Raw genomic sequence first — 12,448 nt, 5'->3', positions numbered from 1 at the left:
GTTACTTTTCTCTGGGCAAGCAGAGAAAAGTGACCCGACCTCCGGCAGGAGGACGGAAGCCCGCGGCAGGCGAGCCCGGTCGCGATAACGCAAACATCGAACGGCAACGCCACTGGATTCCGGCCTTCGCCGGGGTGACGAAGTAGGAGTGTTATCGCGAGCACCCGCCCCTCACCCCAACCCTCTCCCCCGTGCACAAATCGGTGAACGAGGGAGAGGGAGTAAAGGCGTTAGGCGACGACTACCGGGATTTTGCCAATGCGCGCCTGCCATTCTTTGGGCCCGGTCTGGTGCACTGACGTGCCGGCGGAATCCACCGCGACAGTCACCGGCATGTCCTGCACTTCAAACTCGTAAATCGCTTCCATCCCGAGATCGGCAAAGCCAACCACGCGCGAAGCCTTGATCGCCTTCGACACCAGATAAGCCGCACCGCCCACAGCCATCAGATACACCGACTGGTGCTTCTTGATCGCCTCGATCGCAGCCGGACCGCGTTCGGCCTTGCCGACCATGCCGAGCAGGCCGGTCTGCGCCAGTACCTGCTCGGTGAACTTGTCCATGCGCGTGGCGGTGGTGGGACCGGCCGGGCCGACCACTTCGTCGCGCACCGGATCGACCGGACCGACGTAATAGATAAAGCGGCCCTTGAAATCGACCGGCAGCGGCTCGCCCTTGTTGAGCATGTCGACCATGCGCTTGTGCGCGGCGTCGCGGCCAGTGAGCAACTTGCCGTTGAGCAGCAGCACTTCGCCGGGCTTCCAACTGGCGACGTCTTCCTGCGTCACCGTGTCGAGATTCACCCGACGGCCCTTGGACGAGTCATAGGTGAGTTTGGGCCAGTCTTTCAGCGACGGCGGATCGAGCATCACCGGGCCGGAGCCATCGAGCGTGAAATGCGCATGGCGCGTGGCGGCGCAGTTCGGGATCAGCGCCACCGGCAGGTTGGCGGCGTGGGTCGGGTAATCCTTCACCTTGATGTCGAGCACGGTGGTGAGGCCGCCCAGGCCCTGCGCGCCGATGCCGAGCGCGTTGACCTTTTCATACAGCTCGATGCGCAGTTCTTCGGCGCGATTCTGCGGACCGCGTGCGATCAAATCCTGGATGTCGATCGGCTCCATCAACGCTTCTTTCGCCAGCAGCATCGCCTTTTCGGCGGTGCCGCCGATGCCGATGCCAAGCATGCCCGGCGGGCACCAGCCGGCGCCCATGGTCGGCACGGTCTTGAGCACCCAATCGACGATGGAATCGGACGGATTGAGCATGGCGAACTTGGACTTGGCCTCCGAACCGCCGCCCTTGGCCGCGACGATCACGTCGACGGTGTCGCCCGGCACGATGGAGACGTTGATCACTGCCGGCGTGTTGTCTTTGGTGTTGGTGCGTTTGCCGGCCGGATCGGCCAGCACGCTGGCGCGCAGCTTGTTGTCCGGGTCGTTGTAGGCGCGGCGCACGCCTTCGTTGACCATGTCTTCCAGCGACATCGTGGCGTCCCAGCGCACGTTCATGCCCACTTTGAGGAAGACGGTGACGATGCCAGTGTCCTGACACAGCGGGCGATGGCCTTCGGCGGCCATGCGCGAATTGATCAGGATTTGCGCCATCGCGTCCTTGGCGGCCGGCGACTCTTCGCGCTCGTAGGCGGCGGCGAGGTTGGTGATGTAGTCGACCGGGTGGTAGTAGCTGATGTACTGCAGGGCGTCGGCGACGGACTGGATCAGATCGTCTTGCTTGATGATGGTCATGGCGGCGGCTTGGACTGGAGGGGGACCCGCGCCGCGGGGAGCTGTTCGCGGCGCACAACCGGCCTATTGTGCCGCAAGCGGGCTGCCCCTGAAGAGCGGCCCATGCCGCGACGCCCTGGCGAAGCGGCAGAAACCGGGTCATGGCACAGCGCCCCAAGGCCGCAAGAACTTGCACCCGTTCCGCGCTAGCGTTGCGCAACCGGCACGGCGCGATCTTCAGGGGGTACGTCTGTCGGCGGGGTAAGAAATCACACGGTTTGTTGAAACGCTTTGACGGCCTGGCTGGAAAGCGGAGCAGCGACGTACCTATGACACACCGCTGCTGTTCTGCTTGGCGCCAGAGTCCCATCCACGGAGGAACTCTCAGCATGCTCGCGAATCTGCACCGCAAAACCCTTGCCGCATCCCTGACGCTATGGCTGGCCTGCCTCGCAGCCCCCGCCATGGCGGACAACGCGCGACCGAATACCGACATGGGCTTGGCAACGGCCAGCCAGCCCGCCAACGTGACCCTGGTGTTGAAACTACATAATCAGGCCGAGCTGGAGTCCTACATCCAGGACACCGTCACTCCCGGCAGCGCTCACTTCCACCAGTTCCTTACCACCAGCCAGTTCGCGAGCAGGTACGGCGCCACCGATGCGGAAATCGCACAGGTGCAGGCGTTCCTGCAGACGCAGGGCCTGACCAGCACGGTGCTTCCGAATCATATGGCGATTCGCGCAAGCGGCACGCTGGGCCAATTCAGCGCAGCCTTCCAGACGCCTATACATGCCTATGTGTCGAAGGAGTCTGGACAGTCGCTGCATGGACCGACTCAGCCGCTGGTGCTGCCGCCGTCCATCGCCAACACCGTGCTGTCCGCCACCGGCCTCAGCAATGAAAAGCAGTATCTGTCGCATCGCATCCATTCAACCTCCCTCGCCGGCCAGCCGCAAACCACGCTGCAGGTGAAGGCAAGCGCCGCGACGCCCAACCTCACCCTCGGCAAACCCGGCACGTACACCGTCAAGGACGTCGCCAACTTCTACAACATCAATCCGCTGTACTCGCAGGGGATCAACGGCCAGGGCTCGACGATCGCCATCGTGACGCTGTCGAATTTCTACCCGTCGGATGCCGAGACGTATTGGTCCACGGTTGGCCTGACCACCAAGCCGAACCGCATCACGCAGATCCACGTCGACGGCGGTGGCGCGTTCGATGGCGGCAGCGGCGAAACCGCGCTTGACGTGGAACAGTCGGGCGGCCTGGCTCCGTTCGCCGACATGCTCGTGTATGACGCCCCCAACGCCGGCAACGGCTTCACCGATGCGTTCATGCAGGCGGTCTCCGACAACAAGGCCGACAGCATCTCCACCAGCTGGGGCACACCTGAGATCTTCAACTTCGCCGCACTGAACGTCGCCGGCGCCAGCAATACCGACACCTCCGATGCCGGCGACTTGCAGCTGTTCCACCAGATACTTCTGGAGGCCGCGGTGCAAGGACAGTCGGTGTTCGCCGCTACCGGCGACTCCGGCGCGTATGACACGGTGCGCGGGCTCGGCACCGGAACCGGCCCCGGCACGTTCAACGCGCCGTTGACCGTCGACTCGCCGGCTTCCGACCCCTACATCACGGCCGCCGGCGGCACGACGCTACCTTTCAGCTATCACTTCCACGGCGGTCCGACGCAGTCGATCACGAAGGAAAGCGTGTGGGGCTGGGACTATATCCAGAACTACTTCGACACCTATGTCGGCAAGGGCCTGATCAACCTGTTCTCGGTCGGCGGCGGCGGCGGCGTCAGCGTGTACTGGAAACGACCGTTCTATCAGCGGTTCACGGATGGCATCCGCAAGAGCGAGAAGGATCAGACGCTGACCTTCAACGATCCCCAGGCTGGCCCTACGGTACTGTTGAAACTACCCAGCCATTTCCATGGCCGAAATCTGCCGGACATCTCGTTGAATGCAGACCCGGAGACTGGCTATTTCCTGGTCTCCACCACGGACGGCGGCGCAGTGACCGGCGAAGGTGGCACCAGTTTCGTGGCACCGCAGCTCAACGGTATCAGCGCGCTGCTCACGCAGAGCGCCGGGCACCGCGTCGGCTTCTGGAATCCGCAGGTGTACTTGCTGCAGAACATCTTCGGCTATGGACCGTGGTCGGGGTTCAACGACATCCGCCACGGCGACAACTGGTTCTATGCCGGCAAGCCGGGGTATCAGCCTGGTTCCGGCATCGGCACGCTCAATGTGACCAATCTGGATCTGTTCCTGCAAAGCTTTTGAAGTTTCCTTGCGATGACGTTTTGACCGGCCGGCACCCGCGAGGGTGCCGGCTTTTTTTTGCATCTGAGGCGCTAAACGGTAGCTGTTGCACTAAACACTTGTTGCCCCTCAGGACATGCCCTAAACTTAACTTGTGCAACAACTTGCACAAGTTAAGAAAGACATCAGAAACACATAGAAAGGTAAGACAGACAGGAGAACCCAATGCGAGTTGTCAGCTTTTCCGACGCCCGTAACAACCTCAAGGATGTGTTGGATACCGTAGCGAGCGACTGCTCAATCACGGTCATCCATCGCCGCGACCACGAGGACGCAGTAGTCATGTCCCTTGCGGACTACAACTCGATGGCAGACACCATTCACCTGCTCAGCAACAAAGCAAACCGCGATCACCTCGCCAAGTCCATCGCTCAGTTCAAGGCGGGCAAGGCTAAGAAACGAGAGTTGATCGAGGGGGAGGAAGAGGAGACCACTTGATGGCACGAAGTATCAAGTTCACGGACGAAGCCTGGAAGGATTACCAGGATGGGGCCGAAGATAAGAAGACCCTGAAGAAGATCAATTCCCTCATCAAGGACGCGCAGAGGACTCCGAACGACGGATTGGGCGATCCTCACGAGTTGAGCGGTGATCTAGCCGGCTTTTGGTCCAGGTCCATCAACAAGAAGGATCGCCTGGTCTACGCCTTCGATGATGAGTGCATCTCCATTATCAGCTGCAAGCTCCACTACGGTGATCACTAAGCGCGTAGGTTGGGAGTGAGCGTCAGCGAACCCCAGCACTGCATGGTCGCAAAATCCACATAGGTCGGAAAAAGAGCTCCTTGCCGACGCGAGATGTGCACAAGAGACAGCTCCACAATGGGGCTGGAGTGAGGGACTTGCTGCAAACAGGCCCAGCCGCCATGCTCGCCTGCAACTTTCATAGGGCGAACCATCCATGAGCGACTCTCCCACGACCAGCGGTTATGTGCGGCGATTGAGTCCGTGGGATGCCGCGATGATCGTGGTCGGCGGAATCATCGGCGGCGGTATCTTTTTGAACCCCGGTATCGCTGCGCAGCGCACGGAGTCGGGGCTCGCGCTGTTGTTGATATGGGTCGGCGCCGGCTTGCTCACGTTGATCGGCGCGCTGTGCTACGCGGAACTTGGCGCGCGGCGGCCGCATGCGGGCGGCAGCTATGTCTATCTGCGCGAGGCGTTCGGCTCACTGGCGGGCTTTCTATTCGGCTGGACCATGTTGTTGGTGATTTATTCCGGCTCCAGCGCGGCGGTGGCGACCATTTTCGCCAGCTACGCCTCTTCGGTGTTCGGCCTGCCGCCAACAGCCATCAAGCCGCTGGCGGCGGGCGCGCTGGTGTTTGTGGCGGGGATCAATCTGTTCGGTCTGCGCGTGGGCGCGCAGGTGCAGAACCTGTTCACGCTGCTCAAGCTGCTGGCGGTGGCGGTGCTGGTGGTATGCGGTCTCTTTCTCGCGGGTGCGGGCAGCTCGGGGGTGCTGGCGGCAGACGCCTCGCGAGCGGACGTGGGTTTCATGGGCGCGGCGCTGCCGGTGCTATTCGCATACTCGGGCTTCACCTACCTCAATAACTTGGCGGGCGAAGTGCGCGAGCCGCAACGCACGCTGCCGCGCGCGCTGTTGCTGGGCATGCTGCTGGTGATCGCCGCCTATGCGCTGGTCAACGTGGCCTATCTGGCCGTGCTGGGCCATGACGGCCTCGCGGCGAGCAGCACGCCAGCCGCCGATGTGATGAACCGTGTGTTCGGACCGATCGGCGCCAAGCTGATCGCCGTCGGCATCGCGATTTCCACACTGGGCTTCTGCAACATCACCCTGGTGGCCGGCGCGCGCGTGCTGCAGGTGATGGGCGAGGACGGGCTGTTCTTCCGTAGCGTGGCCCGGCTGCATCCGAAGCACCGCACGCCGAATGTCGCTCTGCTGCTGCTTTCGGGCTGGGCCGTGTTGCTGGCCGTCTCGGGCAGTTACGGCCAGCTGCTGGATTACGCCACTTTCGGCGACTGGCTGGCCTGCGCGCTGGGTGTGGCCACGCTGTTCTGGTATCGCCGCCGGCAAGGAGCGCAGGCCAGTTTCCAGGTGCCGGGCTATCCCCTGCTTCCGCTGATCTTTGTCGGCGTGATCGCGTGGGTGGTGGTGCAGACCATGCTGGACAACCCGCGCAATGCCGGCATGGGCCTGCTGATCATGGCGGCCGGTGTACCGGTGTATTACGCGTGGCGGCGAATGTTTCCCGGCCAGCCGGCGACGCACGTCGAATAAGACAAACAAGCTCCTTAGCTTCACGCACCAGCGTGGGTCGCTGCATGAACCGCAGCGCCCGCCGGCGGCCCTTCGCATTCCCAATGCGGGCCGCCGGAATGCCACAATGCGCGGATACGCAAGGAGAGTTCCACGATGGCGCAAGCCCAGGCCCTGGCCACCCACCCGACTAGCAATATCACCCCCGAAAAGGTGCGTGAAGGCATCGAACTGGAGATCAACGGCCGGCAATTCCGCCACACCGGTGACGCCGACATGCCGCTGCTCTGGTATCTGCGCGACGTGCTGCGCCTGACCGGCACCAAGTACGGCGGCGAACACGGGCTGGGGGGCGCCGACCTGGTGCTGGTGAACAACAAGGCCGTGTCGGCGATCACCCTGCCCATGCACCAGGTCTCCGGCAAAAAGGTCACGACCGTCGAAGGCCTGGCCGCCGTCGACGGCAAGCTGCATCCGCTGCAGCAGGCGTTCGTGGACGAGGATGCGATCGGCTGCGGCTATTGCACGCCCGGCTGGCTGATCGCTTCGCTCGACTTGCTCAACCGCCATCCACACCCGGGCGACAACGAGATCGAACAACTGCCCAACCTGTGCCGCTGCGGTTGCCAGACGCGTGTGCGTCGCGCCATCAAGCGTGCAGCGGCTGCCATCGACGGAGGCCGCGCGTGAGCCACCGACACGACGACAACGTCACGCTTAATGACATCGGGCTTAATGACATCGGGCCCGTGCGCCCCGCCCTTCCCTCGCGCCGCCGCTTCCTGCAGGTGCTGGCCGGTACCGCTGGCGCGCTGATCGTCGGCATACGCCTGGCCGAAGCCACTGACGTGCCGGTGCCGCCAGCCTTGCTCGGCGACACCTTGTACGGTCTCGGCGCGTACGTGCGCATCGACGCTGACGGCAACGTGCTGATCGGCGCACGCGACCCGGATACCGGCACCGGCACGGCCACGGCGTTGCCGCGCATCATCGCCGACGAACTCGATGCCGACTGGGCGCGCGTGAGCGTGGTCCAGCTCGGGCTGGGTGTGGAGAACGGCAACGGTGAGCCGCGCTGGATCTACGGCCACCAGACCGGCGGCCTTGGCGACTCCATTCCCGCGGCCTGGAACGATCTGCGCCAAGCCGGCGCACTCGCGCGCTGGCTGCTGATGCAGGCCGCGGCCCGCCGCCTCGGCGTCCCGGCCGACCGTCTGCGCACGCAGGCCGGCTGGGTGATCGCACCCGACGGTCGCCGCTTCGACTATGGCAGCCTCGCCGACGCCGCCTCCAAGGTGGCGCCACCGCAAAACGCCGTGCCAGTGAAAACGCCGGATCGCTACACGCTAATCGGCCAGCCGGCCGGCGACGTCGATGCACGTGCCATCGTCACCGGCCAGGCCGCCTTCGCCATCGACAGCACGTACGGCGACACCCTGGTCGCGGTGTTGCTGCATTGCCCCTGGGCCGATGGCAGCCTGGTCAGCAAGGACTTCACGGACGCCGAAGCGGTGAAGGGCGTGGTGAAAGTGGTCGAGCTCAAGCCCGAGCCTGGCCTGCTTCCCGGCGACACCGTGCTGGCCCCCTCCGTGGCGGTACTGGCCGAAGACACCTGGTCGGCGCTGCAGGGTCGCGCCAAGCTCAAGTTGGAATGGAAGGCCGGCCCTAGCGGTGGCGAGAACAGCGCTGCGCTCGAACAGCAGGCCAACGACCTGGTCAACGACAAGAACGCCGTGCCCAGCACACGCGTGCGCAATGACGGCGACGTCGATGCCGCCGGCAAGAAAGCCGCACGCCGCGTCGAAGCCGTCTACGTGCAACCCTGGCTGGCCCACGCCACCGCCGAGCCGATGAACTGCCTGGCGCGCGTCGACAAGGAACGCGCCACGCTGGTGGTGCCAACGCAAGCGCCGCAGCATGCCTGGGCCGTGGTGCAGCGGCTGACCGGCTTCAAGCCGGACCAGATCGATATCCGCGTGCCGCGTGTTGGCGGCGGCTACGGACGCCGCCTCGATCATGACTTCGTCGCCGAAGCGGTGATGCTGGCCAAGTTGGCCGACAAGCCGGTGCGTCTGCTGTGGACTCGCGAAGAAGACTTCGGCCACGACTATTACCGTTCGTCCAGCGTGCACAAACTCAGCGCCACGCTGGACCGCAAGCGCCAGATCGTGAGTTGGGACCAACGCATGGCCAGCGCCTCCGCACTGGCGCAGCGGCACGTGCCGGACAGCCGGCTGTGGACCTCCGAAGTCGACGCCAATCAACTACCCGCCGGCCTCGTGCCCAACTACCGCAGCGACTGGTATAGCCTGCAGTCCGCCATCCCGCGCGGCCCGCATCGCGGCATGCCGCATGTCAGCAACGCATTCGCCGTCGAGAGCTTCGTCGACGAGATCGCGCACGCGCTGAAAGAAGATCCGCTAACCACGCGCCTGCGCCTGATCGGCGAGCCACGCACCATCCCGCTGCAAAGCGGCGGCTCGCTCGACACCGGCCGCCTCATCAACGTGCTCAAGCTCGTCGCCGACCGCATCGAGTGGAAGAACTGGTTGCGCACCGTGAACGGCCTGGGCATCGCCTGCTGGCACATCAACGGCACCTACGTAGCGCACGCCGTGGAAGCGTCGATGCAAGGCGAGAAACTCAACATCGAGCGCGTCGTCTGCGCCGTCGACGTCGGCCGCGTGATCAACCCCACTGGCCTCGAAGGCCAGGTCGCCGGCGCCACCCTCGACGCACTTTCCAGCGCACTCAACCTCGCCATCACCTTCAAAGACGGCCAGCCGCAACAGCGCAGCTACAAAGACTATCCGCTAGCCACCCTCGCCCAACTACCCGACAACGTCGAGGTGATCACCGTCCCCAGCGACCGCGACCCCGCCGGCGCCAGCTTCCTCGCCATGCCCACCGCCGCACCCGCGCTGGCGAATGCGGTATTCCGCGTCAGCGCCGTGCGCGTGCGACGGTTGCCGCTAATGAAGGAATTGAGGCGGTTGCTTTAAGCAGCCGCCCCGCCCCCTCCCCGAAGGGGAGCTATCTCTTGTGCACATCTCGCGGTGGCATGGAGCTCCTTTTCCAACCCATTTGGATATGGCGACCATGCAGTGTTGGGGTTCGCTGACGCTCACCCCAACCTACGCGCCACCTCTCAGATGAGCGAGAGTTTGCTTTTGATCTTGGGGGCCCCTGTGCAGCGGTGAGGGCTGGACGATAAGGCCCGCAGGGGCATGGGCACGGATGCCCATGCCTTTTCGACACGACAGGGACGTCGTGTCGAAAAGCCCGGCCAGACCTCACGGACTCGGAGGGCGAAGCCCGGAGAGCGCGGAAGAGGGGTGGTCTTTCTCTTGGTTACTTCTCTTTGACCAAACAAAGAGAAGTGACCCGGCTCGCGGCAGCGAGTCGGAACGCCCGCTGCGTAAGCGGCCAGGTCGCGATACCGCGAACATCGAAGCGTCGACGCCACTGGACCCCGGCCTACGCCGGGGTGACGACAGCGAGAGGTTGTCGCGAGCACCCGCCCCTCACCTCAATCCTCTCCCCCGTTCACCGATTTGTACACGGGGGAGAGGAGGCAAAAGGCAAACAACCCACCTTCGACTTACCAGCGATACCCCACCTTCGCGTACCAATACCGCCCATTGAAGCCAAACGGCGACAACGGCGAATACGGAATTTCGTCGTTGTAGTAGTCGTACGCATTATTCGGCGCAACGCGGGTCGGATACTGATTGGTCAGGTTGTCGACACCCGTGGTGAAGGTCCAGCGATCCCAGTTGTAGCTGGCCGACATGTCCAGCAGCCAGCGTGCGGAGAAGTGCTGATCACCGTCCGGTGTGTCGCCCAGGCGGGTGACCGCGCCATAGCGGGTCATGTTGGCGTGCAGATCGAAACCGCGATACAGCCAGTCGCCGCCAAGGATGTACTTGGTGCGCGGCGTCGCCGCCGTGAGGATGCCCTTGCTGGCGCGGCCGAACAGCTGCAGCCCCGGTACGTGACTGGTCAGCTGCGACGGCGACGCAATCACGTTGAGCACACTCGTCTGGTTGTAGTTCGCGCCCAAGTTGAAGCGCACCGAGCCATAGTCGCCGAGGTCGTGGCGATAGTTGGCGATCAGGTCCGCGCCGCGCGTGCGCGTAGTAGCTGCGTTGGCGAAGTACTGCGCCGCGCTCACCTGCGAATTCGGCACCACCGAGTTGAAGTAATTGAAGAGCGCCGGGTTGTCGATCAGGTCGATCTGGTCGGAGTACAGGATCTGGTGCAAGATGCGGATCTGATACACGTCGAGCACGGCGTTGAAATCATTGGTGGGCTGCCACACCGCGCCGATGCTGTAGTTGACGGACTTCTCCGGCGTCAGCGGCTTGGCGCCCAACGCACGCGCTTCCGGCGAAGACGTGCGATAGGTACCGACCTGCACCAGCTGCTGGTTCTGGATGATCGACACCACCGATTCGTAGTTCTGCTGCGCCAGCGAAGGTGCGCGGAACCCGTTGGAAACCGTACCGCGTAGCGCGAACGTGTCGGTGAACTGGTAGCGCGCCGACACCTTGCCCGAGCGGGTGGAGCCGGCATCGCTGTAGTGCTCGTAGCGCGCGGCGACGCCTGCGGAAAGCTTGCTGGTGATGTCGTTCTCGAGGTCGACGTAAGCCGCCTCGCTGTGGCGGTTGAACTTGCCGCTGACCGACGGCGTCAGGCCCGGATACACCTGCGAGCCGGTCGGGTAGGCACCGGCCGGGTCGCCGTAATAAGACGCGGGCTCACCCGGGAAGATGTCGTAGCCGTCCTTGCGGTATTCCGCGCCAAACGCGACGTTGAGCGCATTCGGCAGCCAGCCTTCCACTTCCTTGCTGGCGTCGAAATTGAAAACGTTTTGCCGCGTGCCGAATTTGCCGACGTGGAAGCTGGTGGGCGTGTAACCCAGTGTGCGATACAGCGCTACGTTGAGGCTGTTGCGCACGTCGAAGTCCAGCACGTTGGTGCCGTAGTTGCCCGAGAAGTCCCAATGCCAGCCGCCGTCGGTGACACCTTTCACGCCAAGCACCGCAGCCACGTCATTGGTGTGGTTGACGATGTGCGGCAGGAACCCGTACGGATAGATCTCCATCACGTTGCGGGCGGAGCCGGCGGTACGGTAATAGCCGTTCGAATCCACGTTGCGACGGCTCAAGTTGAGATAGCCGTACAGATCGATTTTGGGCGCCAGCGTTATGTCGAAATTGGTCAGCGCCTGCAGCGTCTTCACGCCGGGGTCGCCGTAGCGCTGGTATTCCGGGCCGCCGTTGCTGGCCGGATCCTGCTTGCCGAAGGAAGCGCGGTCGGTCTTCATCGCACTCTGGTAGTTCAGCGAGATGCGTCCCCAGCCCAGCGAGCCGTCTTTGCCGAACGGCACGCCCAGCGAACTTTCCACGCCGTTCTGCGCGCCGTCGCCCTTGTCCATGATGCCGCCGCTGGCGAGCACGTGACCGCCGGTACCGCCCTTCTTCAGCACGATGTTGATCACGCCGGCGATGGCGTCGGAGCCGTATTGCGCAGCCGCGCCATCGCGCAGCACTTCGATATGGTCGATGGCGGCGAGTGGGATCGAATTGAGATCCACCGGCGCGGAGCCGCGGCCCACCGAGGGGTTGTAGTTGACTAGCGCGCTGGTGTGATAGCGCTTGCCGTCCACCAGCACTAGCACTTGGTCGGGCGAAAGGCCGCGCAGCGTGGCCGGGCGCAATGCATCGTTGCCGTCATTGATCGCCGGGCGCGGGAAATCGAGCGAAGGCAGCAGCCGGTTCAGCGCGCTGGCGATGTCGGTATTGCCGCTGGATTGCAGATCGGCCGGGCTCAGCACGTCGATCGGTGACAGCGACTCGGCCTCGGTGCGATTGCTCGCATGGGTACCGGTAACCACCACCGACTGCAGCTGCTTGGCATTGCTGGCGGAAGGCGCCTGGTCGGCCGGCGCGTTTTGCGCGAGGGCGACCTGGCAGGCCAACGCAAGTGAACTGCCCACCAGATACAGGTACGGCAAGGGCGCCCTGCGGCGCAGGCTACGCTTACTCATCAAATTTTCTCCCCAAGTACAACGAATCGGCTACGCGTTGACACGCGGTCGCCGGATACATCCCCCGGAGGTAACGCTATTGAAACCGGTCGGTAGCGTCAATGCAGCCTTTCACAGGC

Annotated in this window: 8 protein-coding genes; 6 read left to right on the top strand and 2 right to left on the bottom strand. The window is 63.8% G+C overall.

The window, feature by feature from the left end; genetic code table 11:
- Window positions 1-230: 230 nt before the first annotated feature.
- Window positions 231-1,745, bottom strand: coding sequence for a fumarate hydratase (locus OUZ45_RS03505; protein WP_266168528.1), 1,515 nt, complete (start codon window positions 1,743-1,745; stop codon window positions 231-233).
- Window positions 1,746-2,113: 368 nt separating this feature from the next.
- Here OUZ45_RS03505 and OUZ45_RS03500 point away from each other — a divergent pair, with 368 nt between their 5' ends.
- The 6 genes from OUZ45_RS03500 (at window position 2,114) to OUZ45_RS03475 (ending at window position 9,279) form a co-directional block, all read left to right on the top strand.
- Complete coding sequence (locus OUZ45_RS03500; RefSeq protein ID WP_266168527.1) at window positions 2,114-4,021, top strand: S53 family peptidase; 1,908 nt, start codon at window positions 2,114-2,116, stop codon at window positions 4,019-4,021.
- 204 nt (window positions 4,022-4,225) lie between these two features.
- Entirely contained in the window at window positions 4,226-4,498 is a 273-nt protein-coding gene (locus tag OUZ45_RS03495) for a type II toxin-antitoxin system Phd/YefM family antitoxin (protein ID WP_266168526.1), read from the top strand.
- Window positions 4,498-4,764: a Txe/YoeB family addiction module toxin gene (locus tag OUZ45_RS03490; RefSeq protein ID WP_266168525.1), complete on the top strand. Its 267-nt coding sequence runs from the start codon at window positions 4,498-4,500 to the stop codon at window positions 4,762-4,764. The genes OUZ45_RS03495 and OUZ45_RS03490 overlap by 1 nt, the downstream gene beginning before the upstream one ends.
- Window positions 4,765-4,960: 196 nt before the next feature.
- Window positions 4,961-6,298, top strand: a complete 1,338-nt coding sequence (locus OUZ45_RS03485) for an APC family permease (protein ID WP_266168524.1) — start codon at window positions 4,961-4,963, stop codon at window positions 6,296-6,298.
- Between the two features lie 135 nt (window positions 6,299-6,433).
- A complete protein-coding gene (locus tag OUZ45_RS03480) occupies window positions 6,434-6,967 on the top strand; it encodes a (2Fe-2S)-binding protein (RefSeq protein ID WP_266168523.1) in 534 nt (177 codons plus the stop codon).
- A gap of 59 nt (window positions 6,968-7,026) precedes the next feature.
- Window positions 7,027-9,279: a xanthine dehydrogenase family protein molybdopterin-binding subunit gene (locus tag OUZ45_RS03475; protein WP_323137520.1), complete on the top strand. Its 2,253-nt coding sequence runs from the start codon at window positions 7,027-7,029 to the stop codon at window positions 9,277-9,279.
- Between the two features lie 599 nt (window positions 9,280-9,878).
- Here the strand turns inward: OUZ45_RS03475 and OUZ45_RS03470 are convergent.
- Window positions 9,879-12,329 (bottom strand): TonB-dependent receptor plug domain-containing protein, encoded by a 2,451-nt coding sequence (locus tag OUZ45_RS03470; RefSeq protein WP_266168521.1) that lies wholly within the window; start codon window positions 12,327-12,329, stop codon window positions 9,879-9,881.
- Window positions 12,330-12,448 lie beyond the last annotated feature (119 nt).

The organism is Dyella subtropica (assembly GCF_026283965.1).
GTDB classification, from domain to species: domain Bacteria; phylum Pseudomonadota; class Gammaproteobacteria; order Xanthomonadales; family Rhodanobacteraceae; genus Dyella_D; species Dyella_D subtropica.
Note: the sequence above shows the minus strand (reverse complement) of the source record. Positions and strands in the feature narration are given on the sequence as shown.